Origin of the sequence: Ensifer sp. Root558 (assembly GCF_001427045.1) — a bacterium.
GTDB lineage: Bacteria > Pseudomonadota > Alphaproteobacteria > Rhizobiales > Rhizobiaceae > Ensifer > Ensifer adhaerens.
Map to the genome: position 1 here is coordinate 505,264 of NZ_LMGC01000023.1, position 21,744 is coordinate 527,007.

Sequence of the window (21,744 nt, forward strand, 5' to 3'; positions counted from 1 at the left end):
AGCAAAACCACTCTAGCCGACGATGGAAAAGGCCTCGCGGGTTTCGCCCGCGGCGGTCCTGACCGGCGTCTTGCCGATCCAGCCCACATGGCGTTCGAGGATCTTTGCCGCCTCGTCGCCTCGGCCTTCGCGCAAGGCGGCGAGGATCGCGCGGTGATCGTGATCGGTGCGCGCCTCCCAGCTCGTGCGCCAGGCGGAAAACAGGAAGCGGGCGCTCGCTGCATGCAGATCATCGATCGCCGCCAGCAGCCGCGGCATGCCGCAGGGTTCGAGGATCAGCCGATGGAAGGCGCGGTTTGCCGCCTCCCAGGAGCGCACGTCGCGCGAAGTATCGGCGGCGGCCGTGGCCATCTCGGCCCGATCGAGGATCGCCGGCGTCAGATGCGGGATGGCATGGCGAAGCGCCAGAACCTCAAGAACAGCGCGCATTTCGGCGACCTCCCTCACCTCCTTCAGGTCGAAGGAGGCAACGCGAACGCCGCGGCGCGGTTCGCTGACGGCAAGGCCCTGGGCCTCCAGCCGTCGAAAGGCTTCGCGAACGGGAACGTGGCTCGCACCGAACTCCTCGGCGATATGATCCTGCCGCAAGCGCTCCCCGGGCATGAGCATGCCGGAGATGATCCGCTCGGCCAGGGCCTTGCTGATGCGACTTGCGAGCGTGTCGTCCTGCTGCTTTTCCATCGCCTACTGATAGAGCCGCGAAACAATGCTGTCGAGCAAGCGCACGGGCGGTTTCGATAATTTCCAATGGTTGAGCTTTGGCCTACCATCGTATAAAAGCTCTGCCGTACGAAAGCCCCGCGCCGCGCGAACATTCCTCCCCCCGCCTGCGGCGCCTCTCCTCCCAGGGAACTGTTCCATATGACCGGTATCGATCTCATCATTTTTGATTGCGACGGCGTTCTCGTCGATTCCGAAATCATCGCGTCGGAAGTCGAAGCAGCACTGTTGACAGAAGCGGGTTACCCGATCAGCGTCGAGGAAATGGCGGAGCGTTTTGCCGGCATGACCTGGCACAACACGCTGCTGCAAATCGAGAAGGAAGCAAGCATCCCGCTTTCGGCCCAGCTCATCAGCAAGGTCGACGTCATCCTCGACGAGCGCCTTGCCCGCGACCTCAACATCATCGACGGCGTCAAGCCGATGCTGGCGCAACTGACGCTGCCGCACTGCATCTGCTCCAACTCGACCTCGGCGCGGCTTGCCATGATGCTCGGCAAGGTCGGCATCAAGGACCATTTCGGCCGACACATCTATTCCGCGCGCGACCTCGGCGCCGACCGCGTCAAGCCGAAGCCGGATATCTTCCTGCACGGCGCCAAGCAGATGGGCGTCGACCCGTCGCGGGTGCTGGTGATCGAGGACTCCGTGCACGGCATTCACGGTGCACGTGCCGCAGGCATGCGCGTCGTCGGCTTCACCGGCGGTTCGCACACCCATCCCTCGCATGCCGACCAGCTGACCGAAGCGGGTGCGGAAACGGTGATTTCGCGCATGACGGCGTTGCCGGGCGTGATCGCGGCCCTTTCCGCATGGTCGGAGTCGATGACGGCCTGATTGGCCGCAGGCGGTCGCACACCGCCATGCCCCTTTCGCTCCGGCTTTTCGGCCGGAGCGGGAAAGAAGCCTTCGGCCAACACGGCAGACGTCCAATTAGACGCCGAGGGACATGATGACACATTGCAGTGGCGTCACGTCCCCTAGAAAATCTTCCCGGTTTTCGAGGAGCCGCGCACGAGGGCCGTACCAAGCAAGCCCCATCGGGGTATTTTTAGGAGGAAACACAATGCGTCTTTCAATGTTGACCGGCCTGACCCTGGCGGCCAGCGTCGCCTTTGGCCCGCTCGCCTTCGCCGACATCACCATTGGCGTGATCACGCCGCTCACCGGCCCGGTCGCGGCCTATGGCGAGCAGGTGAAGAACGGCGCGGAAACGGCTGCAGACGAGATCAACAAGGCTGGCGGCATCAATGGCGAGAAGATCGTGCTGAAGATGCTCGACGACGCCGGCGATCCGAAGCAGGCCGTTTCGGTTGCCAACCAGGCTGCTGGTGAAGGCATCCGCTACGTCGTCGGCCCGGTTCTGTCGGGCACCTCGATGGCGGCTTCGGACATCCTTGCCGAAAACGGCATCCTGATGGTGACGCCGACGGCAACCACGCCTGACCTCACCACCCGCGGTCTCTGGAACGTGCTGCGCACCTGCGGCCGCGATGACCAGCAGGCCGAAGTCGCCGCTGCCTATGTGGTCAAGAACCTCAAGGACAAGAAGATCGCCGTCCTCCACGACAAGGCGCCTTACGGCAAGGGCCTTGCTGACGGCTTCAAGAAGGCGATCAATGCCGGCGGCATCACCGAAGTCGTTTATGAAGGCCTGAACCCGGGCGACAAGGACTTCAGCGCGATCGTTACCCGCCTGAAGTCGGAAAACGTCGATGTCGTCTACTTCGGCGGCTACCATCCGGAAGGTGGCCTGCTGGCACGCCAGATGCACGACCAGGGCGTGAAGGCGCAGATCTTCGGCGGCGACGGCCTGTCCAACACCGAGTTCTGGGCAATCGGCGGCGAAGCTGCGACCGGCACGGTCTACACCAATGCCAGCGACGCGACCAGCAACCCCGCCTCGGCTCCGGCTGTCGAAGCGCTGAAGGCGAAGAACATCCCGGCCGAAGCCTTCACGCTCAACGCCTATGCTGCCGTCCAGGTGCTGAAGGCCGGCATCGAGAAGGCAGGCTCCGCCGAAGACGCGACCGCGGTTGCAACTGCGATCAAGTCTGGCGAAGCCATCGACACGGTTCTCGGCAAGCTGACCTACAGCGAAGCCGGCGACCTGACCTCGCAGGCTTTCTCGCTCTACAAGTGGGAAGGCGGCAAGAGCGTTCCGGCTGAATAAGCCGCACACGACGGAAATGAAAACGCCGGGGCAAGCCCCGGCGTTTTTTTTGCGGCATAGGCCGCTGCTTACTTCTTCTTGCCCTTGGCCGGCGGGCCTTCGTCGAAGCCCACATAGACGGTGACATTGGATCCGGCGCCGGCCGGCAGCGTCACGTCGGCCTTGGTGAAGACGAACTGGGCCGAACCGGTTGCGGGGATTTCCACCGCATGCTGCGTCAGTTCCGAATAGAGCGTCTTGTCTTCGTCGGTTGCAGCCACGCGGATCGGCATGGTGACCTTGCCGGGACCACCGGCAGGACCGCTGACGACGCGGCCCTGGACCACGACGGTTATCGTCAACGCGCTCTCGCTCTGCACGCATTGCCGCGTGGTGTCTGCCAGGGAGGCCTGATAGACGAGCTTCGTCGGGTCGTTCTTGGCCCCCTTTGCGTAGCTGGCATGCACATTTGTGCCGTCACGAATGACGACCTGCGGGCATGCGGCCTGAACGACGGCCGGCGTCGGAGCAGCGGCACTGCCGCCTGCGTCGATCGCCCCACCGGATTGCGTCTTATTGCAGCCGGCTAGGACTGCGAGAAAAGATATTGCGAGAACAGGCCGGGAAACTTTGCCAAACACGTTGAACAACCTCTGCTGGACCGGTTGAAACTCCTTGACCGAAATCTCGGCCGGAAGACCTTTCATGGCCTTCGGGCATCGTCTATAGCAGCGACAAACTGAAAAATCGATTGGGTCAGTTCGTCCCTTCCGAATTTTCCGAAGCTAGTTTTGCGACCGGAAATTGGGTCGGTGACAAGAATAGATGCAGACTTTGTCAAGGACTGACGCAATAAGACGAGCGTGTCGCGACGACGTTTCCCAAGGTCGCCGCAATCCTTGAGGTGGGACGAAGGACAACGATGGTGAAGTATATCTCGACGCGCGGCGAAGCCGCTCCTCTCGGCTTCTGCGACGCGCTGCTTGCCGGTCTTGCGCGCGATGGCGGTCTCTATCTCCCCAAGGAATGGCCGAAGTTTTCCAAGAAGGAAATTCGCGGCCTGCGCGGCAAATCCTACCAGGACATTGCCTTTACCGTGCTCGAACCCTTCATCAATGGCGAGATCCCGGCGGCCAAGTTCCGCGAAATGATCGACGAGGCCTATGCCACCTTCCGCCACCCGGCGGTGGCGCCGCTGGTGCAGACCGGACCTAACGCCTTCGTCATGGAGCTCTTCCACGGCTCGACGCTCGCCTTCAAGGACGTGGCGATGCAACTGCTCGCCCGGCTGATGGACTATGTGCTTTCCGAACGCGGCGAGCGCGCCACCATCGTCGGCGCGACTTCGGGCGACACCGGGGGCGCCGCCATCGACGCCTTTGCCGGTCGTGAGCGCACCGACATCTTCATTCTTTTCCCGCACGGCAAAGTCTCACCGGTGCAGCAGCGGCAGATGACGACCTCGAGCGCATCGAACGTCCATGCGATTGCAGTCAACGGCAACTTCGACGACTGCCAGAACCTCGTCAAAGCGATGTTCAACGACGTCGCCTTCCGCGACCGCGTCAAGCTTTCGGGTGTCAACTCGATCAACTGGGCGCGCATCATGGCCCAGATCGTCTATTACTTCACGACGGCGGTCGCGCTCGGCGGCCCAGACCGCAAGATTTCTTTCACGGTCCCCACCGGCAACTTCGGCGATATCTTCGCCGGCTACGTCGCCAAGCGCATGGGCCTGCCGATCGATAAGCTGATCATCGCCACCAACGAAAACGACATTCTCGCCCGCACGCTGAAGACCGGCCGCTACGAGATGCGCGACGTCAAGGCGACCACCGCACCGTCGATGGACATCCAGATCTCGTCGAACTTCGAACGGCTTCTGTTCGAGGCGAACGATCGCGACCCGGGCGAAATCCGCTCGGCGATGGACGGGCTGAAGCAGTCCGGTTCCTTCACCATCCGCGAAAAGGCGCTGAAGGCGATCCGCAAGGAGTTCCGCGCCGGTCGCGCCTCGGAGAAAGAAGTCGCCAAGACGATCGCAAAGACGCTTGCAGACACGGGCTATCTGCTCGATCCGCATAGCGCCGTCGGCGTCTTCGTCGCCGCCAAACACGAGAAGGCATCCGCTCCCATGGTGACGCTTGCCACCGCCCATCCGGCGAAATTCCCGGACGCGGTAAAATCGGCAAGTGGTATTGACCCGGCGCTTCCGACGTGGCTTGCTGACCTGATGAACAGGGAGGAGCGTTTCGATATCCTGGATCCGGACCTGAAAACCGTCGAAGCCTTTATCGGCGAGCGTACCCGTCTCCGGGGGTAAGAACGAGAAGAAACGTATGATGAAAGTTGAGTGCACCCGGCTCCCTTCCGGGTTGACGGTGGTAACCGAGCACATGCCGCATCTCGAAAGTGTGGCGCTCGGCGTGTGGATCAAGTCCGGTTCGCGCAATGAAACTCTCGGCGAACATGGCATTGCCCATCTGCTGGAGCACATGGCTTTCAAGGGCACCGCGCGGCGCACCGCCCGCCAGATTGCCGAAGAGATCGAAAACGTCGGTGGAGAGGTCAATGCTGCGACCTCCACCGAAACGACCTCCTATTATGCCAGGGTTCTCAAGGACCACGTGCCGCTTGCTGTCGATATTCTCGCCGACATTCTGACCGAGTCCAGCTTCGACGAGGAAGAACTGCGCCGCGAGAAGCACGTGATCCTGCAGGAGATCGGCGCTGCCGACGACACACCCGACGATGTCGTCTTCGACCGCTTCGCCGAGACCGCCTATCGCAATCAGACCGTCGGCCGGCCGATCCTCGGCACGCCGGACACGGTCATGTCGTTCTCCGCCGACCAGATCCGGCACTATCTCGGCCGCAACTACACGACCGACCGCATGTTCGTGGTCGCCGCCGGCGCCGTCGAACACGAATCCTTTGTTCGCCAGGTCGAAGAACGCTTCTCGTCATTGCCGCGCACACCGATCGCAACGCCCGTGCTCGAGACTGCCCTCTACACCGGCGGCGAGAGCCGCGAAACCCGCGACCTGATGGACGCGCAGGTGCTGCTCGGCTTTGAAGGCAAGGCCTACCACGCGCGCGACTTCTATTGCTCGCAGATCCTCGCCAACATTCTCGGCGGCGGCATGTCCTCGCGCCTCTTCCAGGAAGTGCGCGAGCATCGTGGCCTCTGTTATTCGGTCTATGCCTTCCACTGGGGTTTCTCCGACACCGGCATCTTCGGCGTGCATGCTGCGACCGGCGGCGAGAACCTGCCGGAGCTGATGCCGGTCATCGTCGATGAACTGCGCAAATCCTCGATGAACATCGAGCAGCAGGAAATCGAGCGCGCCCGTGCCCAGATCCGCGCACAGCTTTTGATGGGTCAGGAAAGCCCGGCGGCCCGTGCCGGCCAGATCGCCCGTCAGATGATGCTCTACGGTCGCCCGATCCCGAATGAAGAACTGATGGAGCGCCTCTCCGGCATCACCATCGAACGCCTGACCGACCTTGCCGGTCGGCTGTTCTTCGACACCACGCCGACGCTTTCGGCGATCGGCCCGCTGGAACAACTTGCCCCGATGGGCGACATCCTGTCGTCACTGACCGGCAAGGCCGCCGTCCCGCACGCCGTCGCAAGCTAAGCCGAAGGCTGAACGGCCGGGCTCCATTTCATCAAAACGATGAAGCGATCCCGGCCTCCCAAACATTGCGCAATTTCGCGCGGAAGGCGCTTTCAAGCGTCGCCTGGAAACTGCGTTCGGCCAGCCGGCGCGCCACGGATGATGACCGCATGTCCGAATGGTGAAGTCTTTGCGACTTTTCGCAAAATCGGATTCGATTTGCGCGCAAAGTTGTGCAACGTTTCGATTTGTGACGGCGCAAAGACGTGCCGTCGGGCGGATGGTACAAGGTCCTCGCGCGTAAACGGAACGGCCTCGGAGGCAGCTATGACACGATCGGTTTTTCGGTTCCTGTCGCGGCAGCCGGAGACGGTCGAAATCGCCGACCAGAATTACCTGCTCCGCCTCCCCCGCTATTCCGATTATCGCCAGTGGTATCAGCTCAGAAGCGACAGCCGCGCCTTCCTGGAGCCGTGGGAGCCGACCTGGCGCACCGACGAAATGACCGAAAGCGCCTTCCGCGGCCGGGTCGTCCGCAACGAGCAGGAATATGCCTCCGGCCAGGCGGTACCGCTCTTCCTTTTCCACAAGCCAGGCGAGGTCCTGCTCGGCGGACTGACGATCGGCCACATTCGCCGCGGCGCCGGGCAAAACTGCATGATCGGCTACTGGATGGGCGCGCGCCACGCGGGCAAAGGCCACATGTTTGCGGCCCTCAGGCTCGCGATCCCCTACATCTTTTCGACCCTTGAGTTGCACCGTATTGAAGCAGCCTGTATTCCGGACAACTCAAGAAGCATCCGGCTCCTTGAAAAGGCCGGTTTTGAGCGTGAAGGCTATTTAAGACAGTACTTGAGAATCAACGGCCAGTGGCGAGACCATCTGCTCTTTTCTCTCCTGTCCGACGATGCCCTACCGAACAGGAATATGCCCCTTTGATGCCTCTAGCCCGCTCGCCCTTCGCCTGGTCAGCCTCCAAGCTGGCAGCGTTTCTGATAACGCTCACGACGATTTTCTGTGCGCTCGGCGGCGCGGCCCAGGCTTTGGAGCCGGTCAAGATTTCGCGCGAAGACACGGCGCTCGACCTGACGGCAACGACCGAAATCTACAGCGGCCGCAACGAAGCCTTTCAGGTTTCGACAGCACCCGGAACCGACGGCATCGTGCGCCGCATCGAAGTGCGCTCCAACAGTGCGGACCATCAGGGCGACTGGGCTGTGTTCGCGCTCGCCAACGTTTCGGCCGAACCGCTCGACCGCGTGATCGTCGCACCGCATTTCCGACTGGTGAATTCCAAGCTCTTCTGGCCGGACCTCGGCTCCAAGCGCATTCTTTCGATCACGCCAAGCGAAGGCTCCGCGCTCAGCCGCGAACCGAGCGACGAGGCGGACGTTTTCCGCATCACGCTGGCGCCGGGCGTCATCATCACCTTCGTCGCCGAACTGGCAACACCGGAACTGCCGCAGATCTATCTCTGGGAGCCGGACTCCTACAAGGACACGGTCAACGCCTTCACGCTCTATCGCGGCATCGTGCTCGGCATTGCCGGCCTGCTTGCGGTGTTCCTGACCATCCTTTTCGTCGTCAAGGGAACCTCGATGCTGCCGGCAACGGCAGCCCTTGCCTGGGCCGTTCTCGCCTATATCTGCGTCGACTTCGGCTTCTTGTCGAAGCTCATCAGCGTGACGGCGGGGGACGAGCGAATATGGCGCGCGGGCACAGAGGTCTTCCTTGCGGCCGGCCTCGTGATCTTCCTGTTCACCTACCTCAATCTCAACCGCTGGCACCAGCATCTCGGCTATGCGACGCTCGCCTGGATCCTCGGCCTCGGCCTGCTCTTCGGCGTCGCCGTCTACGACCCAGCGATCGCATCCGGCATCGCCCGCCTCTCCTTCGCGCTGACCGGCACGGTCGGCATCGTCCTGATCGCCTATCTCGGCTTCAACCGCTACGACCGCGCGATCCTTCTCGTTCCCGCCTGGCTGCTGATCCTCGTCTGGCTCTTCGGCGCCTGGCTGACGGTCACCGGCCAGCTCGCCAACGACATCGTGCAGCCGGCGCTCGGCGGTGGTCTCGTGCTGATCGTACTGTTGATCGGCTTTACCGTCATGCAGCACGCGGTCGCCGGCAGCGGCTACCAGCAGGGCCTGTTCTCCGATCTCGAGCGCCAGTCGCTGGCGCTCACCGGCTCCGGCGACACCGTCTGGGACTGGGACGTCGCCCGCGACCGGGTGGTGACGATGCCCGATATCTCGACGCAGCTCGGCCTGTCGCTCGGCAGCATGCACGGCCCCTTGCGCAACTGGCTTCCGCGGCTTCACCCTGACGATCGCGACCGCTTCCGCGCCACGCTCGACGTGTTGCTGGAACGCCGCCGCGGCAAGCTGAACCATGAATTCCGCGTACGCGCCGAGGACGGCCACTATCACTGGCTCTCGATCCGTGCCCGGCCGGTGCTTGGTGCCAACGGCGAAATCATCCGCTGCGTCGGCACGATCATCGACATTACCGAACAGCGCAACTCGGTCGAACGGCTGCTGCACAACGCCCTGCTCGACAATCTGACCGGGCTTCCGAACCGTCAGGTCTTCCTCGACCGGCTGCAGGCCATGCTCTTGATGGCCGACGGCAGCAACTCGGTCCGCCCGACGGTGCTTGCGATCGACATCGACCGCTACAAGCAGGTCAACGATCTCTTGGGCATTGCCGCCGGCGATAACATCCTCATCGCGCTGACGCGACGCCTGCGCCGGCTGCTGCGCCCGCAGGACACGCTGGCTCGCCTCGGTGGCGACCAGTTCGGCCTGATCCTGATGTCCGAGCGCGATCCGGCCAAAGTCGCCGATTTCGCCGATGCGGTGAGCAAGGCGATCATGGTGCCCCTCAACTACGGCAACCGCGAAATCAACCTGACCGCATCGATCGGGCTCGTCTCCTGGCTCGACCAGGAACAGAGTGCGACCGGCCTTCTCGACGACGCAGAGCTCGCGATGTTCCGGGCCAAGAAGGAAGGCGGCAACCGCGTCGAGCCTTTCCGCCCGGCCTTCCGCACCTCCGGCTCGGACCGCATGCAGCTTGAAGCCGATCTCAAGAAGGCAATCGAGCGCAAGGAACTTTCTCTCGTCTACCAGCCGATCGTGCGATTGAACGATGCCGAGATCGCCGGCTTCGAGGCCCTGATGCGCTGGGATCACCCCAAGCGTGGCAACATCTCGCCGACCGAGTTCATCCCGATCGCCGAGAATTCCGACCTCATCAACCAGCTCGGCATGTTCGCCTTCGACCGGGCGACCAGCGACCTGACGGAATGGCAGCTGCAGACCGGCGATCTGCCGATCTTCGTCTCGATCAACCTTTCGAGCGCGCAGCTTCTCAACAATGAGCTTTATGACGACGTCCGTGCCATTCTCACCAAGAACCGCTGCGACCCGGGCAAGGTGAAGATGGAGCTGACTGAATCGCTGGTAATGGAAAATCCGGAGCAGGCCCGTCTCGTACTCGAAAAGCTGAAGGAAGCCGGTCTCAAGCTGGCACTCGACGACTTCGGCACAGGCCACTCGTCGCTCTCCTACCTCACCCGCTTCCCCTTCGACACGATCAAGATCGACAAGGCGCTGGTGCGCGACCCAAGCGACAAGCGCGGCATCCTCTTGCGCTCCGTCATCACGATGGCGCGCGAGCTCGACATGCAGGTGGTGGCCGAGGGCATCGAATCCGAGGACGACGCAATCCAGCTGTCGCAGATGGGCTGCGACTATGGGCAGAGCTTCCTCTTCGGTCCGCCGATCGGTTCGGAATCGATCCAGCGCCTGCTGAAGGAACGCTTTCCACTGATGAAGCGGGCGTAATCGCCAAGGCGACGCCGCTCAGCGCGCAGACCAACGTCTCCAGGCCCGTCGGTTACAATCCGACGGGCTTTTCATTTCTGCATCAAGGATCTGGGAAAGGTCGGTCAGCCGCCAATCAGGCGTGGCCGGCATCCATGGAGAGCATCGCGGCCGAAACACCCATCAGCGCCAGCGCCCGATCGTATTTGTCGTCGAGCGCCTTGTCGAAGATCAGTTCATCGCGCGCCGGGCATGTGAGCCAGCCATTCTGGGTGATTTCCGATTCGAGCTGGCCCGGTCCCCACCCGGCGTAGCCGAGCATCATTGTCGCGCGCACAGGCCCCTCCCCGCGCGAAATGGCGCGGACGATGTCGAGCGTCGCCGTCAGGCAGATATCGTCGCTGACGGGAATGCTGGAATCGCTCAGATAATCGTCGGAATGCAGCACGAAGCCGCGCCCGGTCTCGACCGGACCGCCCGCCTGAATCTGGAAATCCCGTGTTACCTGCGGGAGTCGGATCGCCTCGTCCTCATCGAGAAGATCGAGGTGAAGCAGCACGTCGGGGAAGGTCAGTTGCTGAGGCCGGTTGAGAATGAAGCCCATGGCGCCATCGTCCGAATGGGCGCAGATGAAGATGACCGTGCGAGCGAAATTGGCGTCAAACATCCCGGGCATGGCGATCAGGAACTGACCGTCAAGAAAGCCTCGCTCGCGTCTCTTTTGCGCCATCGGAGTAGCCATCATGCGAACAGCCTATCAATTCGCCGCGAAATGAAAAGCGCCTCAGCGTCGCGGCCCATAATTATTGCACGCACGGCGTTCACTTCGCCGTGTCCGATCAAGCAATTATGATCGTTGCGTCCGTCGCAGCGTCTGGAGCGGTTTTGGCAAAAGCGATATTGCTTGCCGTATGATCCAGTGCTTCACCCACCAGAAAATGGCCCAGTTCATCGGCGCGGCAAGCCTTGCCGGCTGTTTTTTTCTCCCCTTCGGCGCCAACGCGGCCACCAGCGAGTGGGTCACCTCCCCCGGCGGCATGATCCGTCTGGTCGCCGCCCAGCCCAAAGAGGATGGCACGATCCCGGCGACGCTGGAGGTCAAGCTCAACCCTGGCTGGAAGACCTATTGGCGCGAGCCGGGTGCAAGCGGCATTCCCCCGCAGGTGACGCTCGACCCGGCAGGCGACGTGGAGCTGGAAAAGATCGGCTTCCCGGTGCCCAAGACGTTCGACGACGGCGTCGTGCGCTACATCGGCTATGACAGGCCGGTCGCCTTTCCGCTGACCTTGAAGCGCGTCCACGGCAGCGGCGACGTTACCATTCGCGCCTCCGTGTTCCTCGGCATCTGCGAGGACATCTGCATCCCCATTCAGGGCGAGCTAACGCTCGCCATCAAGCAAGGCGGCTTCGACAATCCGCTCGACGGCGCGCGGATCGACGATGCCGTTGCCGCGTTGCCGGAGGCGCCGTCGGCTGATTTCTCGGTGACGGCGAGCCGCTACGATGCCGACAAGGCGCTGATGCATCTGTCGGTTCGCCTGCCCGCCGACGACAAGGATCCGGAACTCTTTCTCGCCGGACCTTCAGGCATTTCGTTCGGCAAGCCTGAGATCCTGCCTGCAGGCGACAGGGCGTTAAACGCAGCCGTTCCGGTGAGGCTCACGGGCAAGGACAGGGAACTCAAAGGCAAGCCGATCGTTTTGACTGTGCGCGCCCAGGGCCGCAGCATGGAGACGACCCTTGCCTTTGATTAGGGCGCATCTATAGTCCGCCGAGTTCTCCGACGAGTGCGGAGAACCGAGACGCAAGCAACGCAAGGAGAGCGCCGTGACCATTGCCGTCGGAGACAAGCTGCCAGCCGCAACCTTCAAGGAAAAGACCGCCGACGGTCCCGTCGAGGTCACCACCGATCAGCTCTTTGCCGGCAAGCGCGTCGTGCTCTTTGCCGTTCCCGGCGCGTTCACGCCCACCTGCTCGCTCAACCACCTGCCCGGCTATCTCGAAAACCGCGACGCGATCCTTGCCCGCGGTGTCGACGACATCGCCGTGGTCTCGGTCAACGACCTGCATGTGATGGGTGCCTGGGCGACCACGTCGGGCGGCATGGGCAAGATTCACTTCCTCTCGGACTGGAACGCCGCCTTCACCAAGGCGCTCGGTATGGACATCGACCTGTCGGCCGGCACGCTCGGTGTGCGCTCCAAGCGCTATTCGATGCTCGTCGAGGACGGCGTGGTGAAGTCGCTCAATCTCGAAGAAAGCCCTGGCCAGGCGACCGTTTCGGGCGCCGCCGCCATGCTCGAGCAGCTCTGAGCGCAGAAGCGAGTGCAAATGAAAAACGGGCCTCTACGGCCCGTTTTTTTCATTTCACGAGAAGTGAGTCCGAACGACGCCCCTTCTTGTAGGGTTCCATGCCCTTGCGGGCGAGCTCGTCGGCGCGTTCGTTTTCCGGATGACCGGCATGGCCCTTGACCCAGTGCCATGTCACCTTGTGGCGGCGATTGGCTTCGTCGAGCCGCTGCCAGAGCTCGCCGTTTTTCACCGGCTTCTTGTCCGCAGTCTTCCAGCCGTTCTTCTTCCAGCCGTGGATCCACTTGGAGATGCCGTCCATCACATATTTGCTGTCGGTGTAGAGATCGACCTCGCAGGCGCTCTTCAGGGCGTCGAGCGCCGAGATTGCCGCCAGCAGCTCCATGCGGTTGTTGGTGGTCTCGGCCTCGCCGCCGGACAGCTCCTTTTCCACCTCGCCATAGCGCAGCACAGCGCCCCAGCCGCCCGGCCCCGGATTGCCCGAGCAGGCACCGTCGGTAAAGATATCGACATGTTTCATGCCTGACCCCCGTCCCGGCGCAGGCCATATTCGGCGCTGGACGTAATCGCCCGGTGGAACCGGATCTTCGTCAGATATTCGAGCGGATCTTTCTTGACCACCAACGCGCCCGCGGGCGTCATCAGCCAGTCGTAGAGGCGCGTCAGGAAGAAGCGCAGCGCCGAGCCGCGGCAAAGCAGCGGCAGGGCGTCGACCTCGGCGGGCGTCAGCTTGCGCACGCTCTCGTAGCCCGAAAGCATCGCCATGCCCTTGGTGATGTTGTAGGAGCCGTTCTTCTCGAAGCACCAGGAATTGAGGCAGACGGCGACGTCATAGGCGAGATAGTCGTTGCAGGCGAAGTAGAAGTCGATCAGCCCGGAGAGCTGGTCGCCGAGGAAGAAGACGTTGTCCGGAAAGAGATCGGCGTGGATGACGCCTTCCGGCAGCGATTTCGGCCAATGGCGCTCCAGATGTTCGAGCTCCGCCGATATCTCGTCCTTGAGACCTGCCTGAACCTCATCGGCGCGCGCTTCGGAATTGACCCAGAGCGGCCGCCAGCCGCCGACGGAGAGCGCATTGGTGCGCTTCAGCGCAAAGCCTTCGCCGGCGACGTGCATGGCCGCCAGCGCCTTGCCCACTTCGTGGCAGTGCTTGGCTTCAGGCTTTCTCAGCCACATGCCCTCGAGGAAGGAGATGACGGCGGCAGGGCGGCCGGAGAGCTCACCGAGTAGCTCGCCATCGGCGCGCGGCAGCGGCAGCGGGCAGGACAACCCACGTTCGGCCAGATGATGCATGAGGCCCAGGAAGAACGGCAGGTCGCCGGCATTCACGCGCTTTTCGTAGAGCGTGAGGATGTAGGAGCCTTTGGTCGTGTGCAGCAGGAAATTGGAGTTCTCGACACCCTCGGCGATCCCCTTGTAGGAGGTCAGCTGGCCGACGTCATAAGCGGTGAGAAAACGGGCGAGATCATCTTCCGTAATATCGGTGTAAACGGCCAAGGGTGTCCACTCTCAAGAAAATGCGGGCAGGGAATGCGGCTTATTCGCCGTTGACGAAGGCCATGTCGGCAGCCGTCAGCGGCACGTGGCGGATCTCGCGGTTTACGAGGAAGTTCTCGTTCTCCTCGACCGTATCGGCAAGTTCCACCGAAGCGTCGTAGCGTTCGCGAAACGCCTCGATGATCTCGTTGACGATTACTTCCGGCGCAGACGCGCCGGCCGACAGGCCGACCGTAGAGATATCGCCGATTTCGTCCCAGTCGATTTCCGACGCCCGCTGGACCAGCACTGATTTTTTCGCGCCGGCCCGAAGGGCCACCTCGACAAGCCGCTTGGAATTGGACGAGTTGGGCGCGCCGACGACCAGGAACAGGTCGCAGCCGGGTGCTGCCTGCTTCACCGCCTCCTGGCGATTGGTGGTGGCGTAGCAAATCGAATCGGCGGCGGGCGCCGTCAGGTTCGGGAAGCGCTCGTGCAGCCGCTTGATGACGCCGGCGGTGTCGTCGACCGACAGTGTCGTCTGGGTGACGAAACCAAGATTGTCCGGGTCCGGCGGCTGATAGACGTCGGCGTCCTCGACGGTCTCGACCAGCGATACCGTGCCTTCAGGCAATTGGCCCATAGTGCCGATCACTTCCGGATGGCCGGCATGGCCGATCAGGACCACATGGCGGCCGAGGCGGTTGTGGCGCATCGCCTGCTTGTGGACTTTCGAGACCAGCGGACAGGTGGCGTCGAGATAGAAAAGGTTGCGGGCATCCGCGTCGGCGGGCACCGATTTCGGCACGCCGTGCGCCGAAAAGACGACCGGTTGCTTGCGGTGCTCCGGCGGGATCTCGTCGAGCTCTTCAACGAAGATTGCGCCCTTGGCTTCGAGGCCTTCGACGACGTAGCGATTGTGGACGATCTCATGGCGGACATAGACCGGTGCGCCGAATTCCTTCAGCGCCAGGACGACGATCTGGATCGCGCGGTCGACGCCGGCGCAAAAGCCGCGCGGGCCGCAAAGGCGGATGGTGATCGGGGATTTTTCTGCCGCTGATGATGCCATGGATCAGGATGCCATTAGTAGGAAAACGAGCGCTGCGATCGCCGGGCCGCCCTGGATGAGGAGGATGCGCGGCTTGACCGACCACGCGCCATATATAGCGGCAACGACCACGCACACAAGGAAGAACACCTTCAGCTGAAAGGCAAAGGCGGCTTCCGCCTGGATCAACGACCAGAACAGACCGGCGGCAAGAAAGCCGTTGTAGAGCCCCTGGTTGGCCGCGAGCACCCGTGTCGCCTCGGCCTGCTCGGCCGTCATGCGGAACACGGCCCTTCCCTTCGGCCCGGTCCACAGGAACATTTCCAGCACCAGAAAACCGATATGCAGCAAGCCGGTCAAAGCAATCAATGTGTTTGCAATGATCGTCATAATTGCTCCCACCGCCGTTCGTCCCACACGGTTAGCATGACGGCAAACGCGAGACTATCGCCCGCGCCGCATAGCATAGATGCCGCTGACCAACACCAGAGCCGCTGCCAGCCCATACCAGGTCAGCGCATATTGCAGGTGGTTGTTGGGCAGGTCGAACTGGGTGACACCGCCAATCGGCAGACCGCCCGGATTGGGCGTCGCATCGGCATCGACGAACAGCGGCACGACCTTGTCGGCGGGAAGGCCGACCGAAGACGCCATCGTGTCGAGATCCTTCCAGTAGAAGATGTTCTTGGCGAGGTCGTTGTCGGGAACGAGCGACGACGGCTTTCCGTCAAGCTTCGGCCTTGCAAGACCATGAACGCCTACGAAGGCGGGAAGCTCGCCGGCAAGCCGGGTCGATGCATCCTTCTGCTCGAAAGGCACGAAACCGCGATTGACGAAGAGAAAACGGTCGTCGTCCAGCCGTAGCGGCGTGAAGACGTAATAGCCGGTGCGGCCATTGAACGTCGCGAAGAAATGCCGCTCCTTGGTGTGGTCGAACCCACCGGTCACCGAAACCGTGCGGTAGTCGATGTCGCCACCATCAGCGAGGATCTTCTCGATCTCGGCAAGCGTCGCCGGCGGCGCAGACCTGCGCTCGGCCATGGCTGAAAGCAAGCTTTCCTTCCAGTGTAGCCGCTGCATCTGCCAGGTACCGAGAGAGACAAGAATGGCAAATGTCGCGACGAGCAGCAGCAACGTGCCGATGCGGCCGATCAGGCCACGCTTTTTGCTGGTCGCGATCTCAGCCACGGTCGATCTCGCCGGGACGCGCATTGTTGCGATATTGCAGGTTGATCAGGATACCCTTCAGCATCCGCGTCAGGCCGAGGCTGAAAATCACCGCAAGCGGGATCCACAAGATGAAATGCAGCCAGAGCGGCGGGTTGAAGTTGACCTCCGCCCAGAGCGCCGCGCCGACGACAATGAAGCCGACGATCAGGATCACGAAGACCACGGGACCGTCGCCGGCATCGGCGAACTTGTAGTCGAGATCACAGCTTGCGCAGGCGGGCTTGACCTTCAGAAACCCGTCGAAAAGCTTGCCCTGGCCGCAGCGCGGGCAAAGCCCCTTGATCCCGGTCATCACCGGGTCAACCGGCGGGAAATGTGCCTTGTCTTCACTCACGGCTTGATCTCGATTGGCGTGTTGTTGGGAACCATGGCCCAGATTTCTTCCATTTCGGCATTGGTAACGGCAATGCAGCCATTCGTCCAATCGAAGCGCTGCGTCAAAAAGGCCAGCCAGCCGAAATAATTGGGCTGGCCATGGATCATGATCATGCCGCCCGGATCGACACCGTTCGCGGCAGCGGCAGAGACATCGGCCAGCGCCGGATAAGAGACGTGGATGGACTTGTAGTAACCGCTGCCGGGATTGCGCCAGTCGAGAGAATAGAGCCCTTCCGGCGTCCGCTGGTCTCCCTCCTGACGCTTGTGACCGATGGGGTTGCCGCCGAGGGCAACCGTGTATTCACGGATCACCTGGTCACCTTGCAAGAGCTGCAACAGCCGCCGCTCCTTGTGCACGACAACCCTGTCCGCGCTATCGGCCGCCGCAGCGGGAAAACCGCCGGATACCACTAGCGTCGCAGCCACCAAGGCCAACCTCATTTCCGTCTCCCCTCAAGCCGATCTGCGGGCACACCACCAAAAGAACAAGGCGGCTGCATGACTGCAACCGCCTTGTTCCTTGACTTAGATGCTCGCGCTATCAGCCGTGCGCGATCGGCGCGCCCCAGCTTCCCCAGATGTAGATGGAGAAGAACAGGAACAGCCAGACGACGTCAACGAAGTGCCAGTACCAGGCGGCCGCTTCGAAGCCGAAGTGCTGCTTCGGTGTGAAGTCACCACGCAGTGCGCGGAACAGGCAGACGAGCAGGAAGATCGTGCCGACCAGAACGTGGAAGCCGTGGAAACCGGTCGCCATGAAGAAGGTCGCGCCGTAGATCGAGTCCTTGAAGGCGAAGGGAGCGTGGGCGTATTCGTACGCCTGGACGAAGGAGAACAGCACGCCGAGCACGACCGTCAGCGTCAGGCCGTTGATCAGGCCCTTGCGGTCATTGTGCAGCAGCGCGTGATGCGCCCAGGTCACCGTCGTGCCCGACAAAAGCAGGATGACGGTGTTGTAGAGCGGCAAGTGCCACGGATCGAGCACTTCGATGCCCTTCGGCGGCCAGACGCCACCGGTGAAGGTAGCGCGGGTTGCCTGGATGGCTTCACCCGGGAACAGGCTCGCATCGAAGAAGGCCCAGAACCAGGCCGCGAAGAACATCACTTCAGAAGCGATGAACATGAGCATGCCGTAGCGCAGATGCAGCGAAACGACGCGGGTGTGGTGGCCCTCGTGCGCTTCCTTCACCGTGTCCGACCACCAGCCGTACATGGTGTAGAGCACGATGATGAGGCCTGCGAGCAGGATCCAGACGTTGGCAAGCTCGAGGCCGAAGATCTTCAGCGAGCTACCCGACAGGTAACGCATGTAGCAGATGCCGCCGAACGCCATGACAAAGGCGCCGATGGAAGCAAGCAGCGGCCAGGGGCTCGGGTCGATGATGTGGTAGTCGTGATTCTTCTGATGCGCACCGGCCATGTCAGTAATCCCCGATATGTCTCTCTCTTGTCGCCCTTCCGGCATAGCCGAAAAGGACCTCCAGTCAAAGTTTGTTCTGTTCCGTCTTCACCTGTGCGACCGGTTTCGACGGTTCGCGCGGATAGAAGGTGTAGGAAAGGGTCAGCGTCTTGATGTCCTTGGTCTCCACCGCCTTGACCATGTCCGGATCGACGAAGAATACCACCGGCATCTCCATCTCCTCTCCCGGCTGCAGGGTCGTCTCGGTGAAGCAGAAGCACTGGACCTTGTTGAAATAGGCGCCCGCCTGCATCGGCGTGACGTTGAAGGTCGCCTGGCCCGTCGTCGGCTTCGACGACAGGTTCTTTGCCTTATACATCACCTGCACCGTTTCACCGATGCGGATGTCGATGTCGCGCTGGACCGGCTTGAACTCCCAGGGCAGGCCGCCCGAAGTGTTCGCGTCAAAGGTGACCTTGACCTTCTCGTCGAGGATGACGTCCGACGCCTGCTCGACGCGCTGCGTCGTGCCGTTATAGCCGGTGACGCGGCAGAACATGTCGTAAAGCGGTACAGCCGCATAGGCCATGCCCACCATGCCGCCAACGAAGGCGAGGCAAGTGCCGACGACGACGCGGTTGGAGCGCTGCGAGCTTGTGGTCTGCGGTGATTTCGTCATGCCATTTCGCCTCAGTTGACCATGCCGTTGCCGAACTTGATCAGCGTGACGATGTAGAAGAGGACGACGAGGCCGAAGAGCACGAAGCCGAGCGCGATGTTGCGGCCGCGGCGCGATTTCTTCTGGGCATCAGTGAGCTTGACGGTTTCCATCAGGCAATACTCCCGGCATTCAGCCAGATATTGACGATCAGGTGATCCGCCATCAGGGCGGAGAAGATCACGAACAGATACATGATCGAGAAGGCAAAGAGCTTCTTGGCCGGCAGCATGCGCTCATCTGATTCCGGCATGCGCAGCACGCCGATCGAGTACCATACGAAGCCAAGGCCGAGGGCCGCTGCGACTGCGCCGTAACCAATGCTCGCAAAACCGAGCAAGGTGGGACAGATGCCGATAAGTGCGGTCAGAACGGCGTAGATGACGATCTGCTTCTTGGTGGTCGCCTGGCCGCAGACATTTGGCATCATCGGTACGCCGACAGCGCCGTAGTCGCCCATCTTGAAGAGGGCGAGCGCCCAGAAATGCGCCGGGGTCCATAGGAAGGTGATCAGGAAAAGCACGATGCTCTCCACCGACACGGCGCCGGTCACGCAGGCCCAGCCGATCATCGGCGGGAAAGCGCCGGCAGCACCGCCGATGACGATGTTCTGCGGCGTCGAGCGCTTCAGCCACATCGTGTAGATGACCACGTAGAAGAAGATGGTGAATGCGAGCAACCCGGCTGCGAGCCAATTGACGGCGAGCCCGAGGATGATCACGGAAAAAGCAGACAGCGTCAGGCCGAATGCCAGCGCTTCCTGCGGCAGGATCTTGCCTGCCGGGATCGGGCGCTTGGCGGTACGGGTCATGACCGCGTCGATGTCGGCGTCATACCACATGTTCAGCGCGCCCGAGGCGCCAGCGCCGACGGCGATGCAGAGGATGGCGATGAAACCGATGAAAGGATTGATGTGTCCTGGTGCCAGCACCAGCCCGGCGAATGCCGTGAAGACGACCAGGGACATGACACGCGGCTTCAAAAGCTCGAAGTAATCGCGCGCAGAGGCTTCGGACAGGCGCGGTACGCCTTCCATGCCGACTGCTTCGTGATTGTCGATGACCGTCATGTCCTGTCCCTGCAAAAGTCCCGGCCGCAAGGGCCGTGTGTCGCCGGTTGCCCGGCGGGGTGAAGCCGCCGGAACCGGCGGCTTCTGTTCTTTGCCCGTCACTTGATGCGCGGGAGCTGTTCCCACTGGTGGAACGGCGGCGGCGAAGACAGCTGCCATTCCAGAGTGTTCGCGCCCTCGCCCCACGGGTTGTCGCCAGCGACGCGCTTCTTGGCGAAGGCTTCGAAGACGCCGAAGAGGAAGATCAGGACGCCGACGGCTGCGATGTAGGAGCCGTAGGACGAAACCATGTTCCAGCCGGCATAGGCATCCGGATAGTCGATGTAACGGCGCGGCATGCCTGCGAGGCCGAGGAAGTGCTGCGGGAAGAAGATCAGGTTCACGCCGATGAACATGACCCAGAAGTGCAGCTTGCCGACGAACTCGGAGTACATGTAGCCGGTCATCTTCGGGAACCAGTAGTACCAGGCAGCAAAGATTGCGAAGACGGCGCCGAGCGACAGAACGTAGTGGAAGTGAGCAACCACGTAGTAGGTGTCGTGCAGCGAGCGGTCGAGGCCGGCGTTGGCGAGCTGAACGCCCGTGACGCCACCGACGGTGAACAGGAAGATGAAGCCGATCGCCCAGACCATCGGGGTCGTGAAGCGGATCGAACCACCCCACATCGTCGCGATCCACGAGAAGATCTTAACGCCCGTCGGAACAGCGATGACCATCGTCGCGAAGACGAAGTAGCGCTGCGTGTCGAGCGACATGCCGACGGTGTACATGTGGTGTGCCCACACGATGAAGCCGACGGCGCCGATCGCGACCATGGCGTAGGCCATGCCGAGGTAGCCGAAGATCGGCTTGCGCGAGAAAGTGGAAACGATGTGGCTGACGATGCCGAAGCCCGGCAGGATCAGGATGTAGACTTCCGGGTGACCGAAGAACCAGAACAGGTGCTGGAACAGGATCGGGTCGCCGCCGCCTTCAGGCGCGAAGAAGGCCGTGCCGAAGTTGCGGTCGGTGAGCAGCATGGTGATGCCGCCTGCCAGAACCGGCAGCGAGAGCAGAAGCAGGAAGGCGGTGATCAGAACCGACCAGGCAAAGAGCGGCATCTTGTGCAGCGTCATGCCCGGAGCGCGCATGTTCAGGATCGTGGTGATGAAGTTGATCGCACCGAGGATCGAGGACGCGCCGGCAATGTGCAGGCCGAGGATGACGAAGTCCATCGCCGGTCCTGGCATGCCCGATGTCGAGAATGGCGGATAGATCGTCCACCCTCCCCCTGCGCCGTAGGCACCAGCCGGGCCTTCGACGAACATCGAAAGCAGCACGAGCAGGAAGGCAGGAATGATCAGCCAGAAGGAGATGTTGTTCATGCGCGGGAACGCCATGTCCGGCGCACCGATCATGATCGGAACCATCCAGTTGGCGAAGCCACCGATCAGCGCCGGCATGACCATGAAGAAGATCATGATGAGCGCGTGCGCGGTCGTGAACACGTTGAACATGTGCTTGCCGCCATCGATGGCAGCATCGCCCTCGAAGCCGTAAACCATCTGCGCCAGGCCGTGGAAGATCTGGATGCCTGGCTCCTGGAGCTCGGCGCGCATGAAGATGGACAGCGTGCCGCCGATGATGCCCGCGAAAATCGCGAAGATCAGGTAGAGCGTGCCGATGTCCTTGTGGTTGGTCGACAGGAACCAGCGCTGGAAGAAGCTCAAAGGCTTATGCGCATGGTCTGCGTGGCCATGATCGGAGTGATCATGGCGTTGGTCGTGATGAACGGCTGTTCCAGCCATGGGTCGA

General features: G+C 62.1%; 23 protein-coding genes. 8 read left to right on the plus strand and 15 right to left on the minus strand.

Annotation, left to right across the window (positions count from 1 at the left end; all coding sequences use genetic code 11):
* Positions 1-12: 12 nt before the first annotated feature.
* Entirely contained in the window at positions 13-681 is a 669-nt protein-coding gene (locus ASD63_RS22305) for a GntR family transcriptional regulator (RefSeq protein WP_034801282.1), read from the minus strand.
* Positions 682-861: 180 nt separating this feature from the next.
* On the opposite strand from ASD63_RS22305, the gene ASD63_RS22310 reads away from it, so the two are divergent.
* Positions 862-1,557, plus strand: coding sequence for an HAD family hydrolase (locus tag ASD63_RS22310; protein ID WP_034801280.1), 696 nt, complete (start codon positions 862-864; stop codon positions 1,555-1,557).
* A 229-nt stretch (positions 1,558-1,786) separates the two neighbouring features.
* A complete protein-coding gene (locus ASD63_RS22315) occupies positions 1,787-2,893 on the plus strand; it encodes an ABC transporter substrate-binding protein (RefSeq protein ID WP_034801278.1) in 1,107 nt (368 codons plus the stop codon).
* Between the two features lie 68 nt (positions 2,894-2,961).
* Here the strand turns inward: ASD63_RS22315 and ASD63_RS22320 are convergent, their stop codons facing one another.
* Positions 2,962-3,513, minus strand: coding sequence for a hypothetical protein (locus ASD63_RS22320; RefSeq protein ID WP_034801474.1), 552 nt, complete (start codon positions 3,511-3,513; stop codon positions 2,962-2,964).
* Between the two features lie 281 nt (positions 3,514-3,794).
* Here ASD63_RS22320 and thrC point away from each other — a divergent pair, with 281 nt between their 5' ends.
* The 4 genes from thrC (at position 3,795) to ASD63_RS22340 (ending at position 10,340) form a co-directional block, all read left to right on the plus strand.
* Positions 3,795-5,195: a threonine synthase gene (gene thrC, locus ASD63_RS22325; RefSeq protein WP_034801276.1), complete on the plus strand. Its 1,401-nt coding sequence runs from the start codon at positions 3,795-3,797 to the stop codon at positions 5,193-5,195.
* Positions 5,196-5,211: 16 nt separating this feature from the next.
* Positions 5,212-6,513: a pitrilysin family protein gene (locus tag ASD63_RS22330; protein ID WP_034801274.1), complete on the plus strand. Its 1,302-nt coding sequence runs from the start codon at positions 5,212-5,214 to the stop codon at positions 6,511-6,513.
* A gap of 306 nt (positions 6,514-6,819) precedes the next feature.
* Positions 6,820-7,431, plus strand: a complete 612-nt coding sequence (locus ASD63_RS22335) for a GNAT family protein (protein ID WP_034801272.1) — start codon at positions 6,820-6,822, stop codon at positions 7,429-7,431.
* The gene (locus tag ASD63_RS22340) at positions 7,431-10,340 is read left to right on the plus strand and encodes an EAL domain-containing protein (RefSeq protein WP_034801269.1); all 2,910 of its coding nucleotides are present in this window, start codon (positions 7,431-7,433) and stop codon (positions 10,338-10,340) included. Before ASD63_RS22335 ends, ASD63_RS22340 begins: the two co-directional genes overlap by 1 nt.
* Positions 10,341-10,455: 115 nt before the next feature.
* Here the strand turns inward: ASD63_RS22340 and ASD63_RS22345 are convergent, their stop codons facing one another.
* Entirely contained in the window at positions 10,456-11,061 is a 606-nt protein-coding gene (locus ASD63_RS22345) for a YqgE/AlgH family protein (RefSeq protein WP_034801471.1), read from the minus strand.
* Positions 11,062-11,230: 169 nt separating this feature from the next.
* Here ASD63_RS22345 and ASD63_RS22350 point away from each other — a divergent pair, with 169 nt between their 5' ends.
* Together ASD63_RS22350 and ASD63_RS22355 are read left to right on the plus strand one after the other, a co-directional pair.
* Positions 11,231-12,073 carry a protein-disulfide reductase DsbD domain-containing protein gene (locus ASD63_RS22350; protein WP_034801258.1) on the plus strand — a complete coding sequence of 281 codons (843 nt, stop codon included), beginning with the start codon at positions 11,231-11,233 and terminating at the stop codon, positions 12,071-12,073.
* A 73-nt stretch (positions 12,074-12,146) separates the two neighbouring features.
* Positions 12,147-12,632: a peroxiredoxin gene (locus tag ASD63_RS22355; RefSeq protein ID WP_034801256.1), complete on the plus strand. Its 486-nt coding sequence runs from the start codon at positions 12,147-12,149 to the stop codon at positions 12,630-12,632.
* Between the two features lie 49 nt (positions 12,633-12,681).
* On the opposite strand, the gene rnhA is transcribed toward ASD63_RS22355, so the two are convergent.
* The 12 genes from rnhA to ctaD form a co-directional block, all read right to left on the minus strand.
* Entirely contained in the window at positions 12,682-13,149 is a 468-nt protein-coding gene (rnhA, locus tag ASD63_RS22360) for a ribonuclease HI (protein ID WP_034801253.1), read from the minus strand.
* On the minus strand, positions 13,146-14,126 hold the full coding sequence (locus tag ASD63_RS22365; RefSeq protein WP_034801252.1) for a homoserine kinase: 981 nt from the start codon (positions 14,124-14,126) through the stop codon (positions 13,146-13,148). The genes rnhA and ASD63_RS22365 overlap by 4 nt, the downstream gene beginning before the upstream one ends.
* A gap of 40 nt (positions 14,127-14,166) precedes the next feature.
* A complete protein-coding gene (ispH, locus tag ASD63_RS22370) occupies positions 14,167-15,177 on the minus strand; it encodes a 4-hydroxy-3-methylbut-2-enyl diphosphate reductase (RefSeq protein ID WP_034801247.1) in 1,011 nt (336 codons plus the stop codon).
* Between the two features lie 3 nt (positions 15,178-15,180).
* Positions 15,181-15,546: a DUF1304 domain-containing protein gene (locus ASD63_RS22375; protein WP_034801245.1), complete on the minus strand. Its 366-nt coding sequence runs from the start codon at positions 15,544-15,546 to the stop codon at positions 15,181-15,183.
* A 54-nt stretch (positions 15,547-15,600) separates the two neighbouring features.
* Positions 15,601-16,368 carry an SURF1 family protein gene (locus ASD63_RS22380; RefSeq protein WP_034801243.1) on the minus strand — a complete coding sequence of 256 codons (768 nt, stop codon included), beginning with the start codon at positions 16,366-16,368 and terminating at the stop codon, positions 15,601-15,603.
* Entirely contained in the window at positions 16,337-16,720 is a 384-nt protein-coding gene (locus tag ASD63_RS22385; protein WP_034801241.1) for a DUF983 domain-containing protein, read from the minus strand. Before ASD63_RS22385 ends, ASD63_RS22380 begins: the two co-directional genes overlap by 32 nt.
* Complete coding sequence (locus tag ASD63_RS22390; protein WP_034801239.1) at positions 16,717-17,205, minus strand: L,D-transpeptidase family protein; 489 nt, start codon at positions 17,203-17,205, stop codon at positions 16,717-16,719. The genes ASD63_RS22385 and ASD63_RS22390 overlap by 4 nt, the downstream gene beginning before the upstream one ends.
* Before the next feature lie 100 nt (positions 17,206-17,305).
* Positions 17,306-18,184 (minus strand): cytochrome c oxidase subunit 3, encoded by an 879-nt coding sequence (locus ASD63_RS22395; protein WP_034801236.1) that lies wholly within the window; start codon positions 18,182-18,184, stop codon positions 17,306-17,308.
* Between the two features lie 64 nt (positions 18,185-18,248).
* Positions 18,249-18,842 (minus strand): cytochrome c oxidase assembly protein, encoded by a 594-nt coding sequence (locus ASD63_RS22400; protein WP_034801235.1) that lies wholly within the window; start codon positions 18,840-18,842, stop codon positions 18,249-18,251.
* A gap of 11 nt (positions 18,843-18,853) precedes the next feature.
* On the minus strand, positions 18,854-18,994 hold the full coding sequence (locus tag ASD63_RS35210) for a hypothetical protein (protein ID WP_043619862.1): 141 nt from the start codon (positions 18,992-18,994) through the stop codon (positions 18,854-18,856).
* Positions 18,994-19,950 (minus strand): heme o synthase, encoded by a 957-nt coding sequence (locus ASD63_RS22410; protein ID WP_034801469.1) that lies wholly within the window; start codon positions 19,948-19,950, stop codon positions 18,994-18,996. Before ASD63_RS22410 ends, ASD63_RS35210 begins: the two co-directional genes overlap by 1 nt.
* A gap of 98 nt (positions 19,951-20,048) precedes the next feature.
* On the minus strand, positions 20,049-21,737 hold the full coding sequence (gene ctaD / locus ASD63_RS22415; protein ID WP_034801224.1) for a cytochrome c oxidase subunit I: 1,689 nt from the start codon (positions 21,735-21,737) through the stop codon (positions 20,049-20,051).
* Positions 21,738-21,744: the final 7 nt, after the last annotated feature.

Bases quoted from the DNA above. Each gene is read 5' to 3' on its own strand.
- ASD63_RS22400 (WP_034801235.1), bottom strand. From the start codon at position 18,842: ATGACGAAATCACCGCAGACCACAAGCTCGCAGCGCTCCAACCGCGTC.
- ASD63_RS22390 (WP_034801239.1), bottom strand. From the start codon at position 17,205: ATGAGGTTGGCCTTGGTGGCTGCGACGCTAGTGGTATCCGGCGGTTTT.
- ASD63_RS22395 (WP_034801236.1), bottom strand. From the start codon at position 18,184: ATGGCCGGTGCGCATCAGAAGAATCACGACTACCACATCATCGACCCG.
- ASD63_RS22335 (WP_034801272.1), top strand. From the start codon at position 6,820: ATGACACGATCGGTTTTTCGGTTCCTGTCGCGGCAGCCGGAGACGGTC.
- ASD63_RS22350 (WP_034801258.1), top strand. From the start codon at position 11,231: ATGATCCAGTGCTTCACCCACCAGAAAATGGCCCAGTTCATCGGCGCG.
- ASD63_RS22330 (WP_034801274.1), top strand. From the start codon at position 5,212: ATGATGAAAGTTGAGTGCACCCGGCTCCCTTCCGGGTTGACGGTGGTA.
- ASD63_RS35210 (WP_043619862.1), bottom strand. From the start codon at position 18,994: ATGGAAACCGTCAAGCTCACTGATGCCCAGAAGAAATCGCGCCGCGGC.
- ASD63_RS22345 (WP_034801471.1), bottom strand. From the start codon at position 11,061: ATGGCTACTCCGATGGCGCAAAAGAGACGCGAGCGAGGCTTTCTTGAC.
- ASD63_RS22380 (WP_034801243.1), bottom strand. From the start codon at position 16,368: ATGCGCGTCCCGGCGAGATCGACCGTGGCTGAGATCGCGACCAGCAAA.
- ASD63_RS22305 (WP_034801282.1), bottom strand. From the start codon at position 681: ATGGAAAAGCAGCAGGACGACACGCTCGCAAGTCGCATCAGCAAGGCC.
- ispH (WP_034801247.1), bottom strand. From the start codon at position 15,177: ATGGCATCATCAGCGGCAGAAAAATCCCCGATCACCATCCGCCTTTGC.
- ASD63_RS22410 (WP_034801469.1), bottom strand. From the start codon at position 19,950: ATGACGGTCATCGACAATCACGAAGCAGTCGGCATGGAAGGCGTACCG.
- ctaD (WP_034801224.1), bottom strand. From the start codon at position 21,737: ATGGCTGGAACAGCCGTTCATCACGACCAACGCCATGATCACTCCGAT.
- ASD63_RS22375 (WP_034801245.1), bottom strand. From the start codon at position 15,546: ATGACGATCATTGCAAACACATTGATTGCTTTGACCGGCTTGCTGCAT.
- ASD63_RS22310 (WP_034801280.1), top strand. From the start codon at position 862: ATGACCGGTATCGATCTCATCATTTTTGATTGCGACGGCGTTCTCGTC.
- rnhA (WP_034801253.1), bottom strand. From the start codon at position 13,149: ATGAAACATGTCGATATCTTTACCGACGGTGCCTGCTCGGGCAATCCG.
- thrC (WP_034801276.1), top strand. From the start codon at position 3,795: ATGGTGAAGTATATCTCGACGCGCGGCGAAGCCGCTCCTCTCGGCTTC.
- ASD63_RS22315 (WP_034801278.1), top strand. From the start codon at position 1,787: ATGCGTCTTTCAATGTTGACCGGCCTGACCCTGGCGGCCAGCGTCGCC.
- ASD63_RS22340 (WP_034801269.1), top strand. From the start codon at position 7,431: ATGCCTCTAGCCCGCTCGCCCTTCGCCTGGTCAGCCTCCAAGCTGGCA.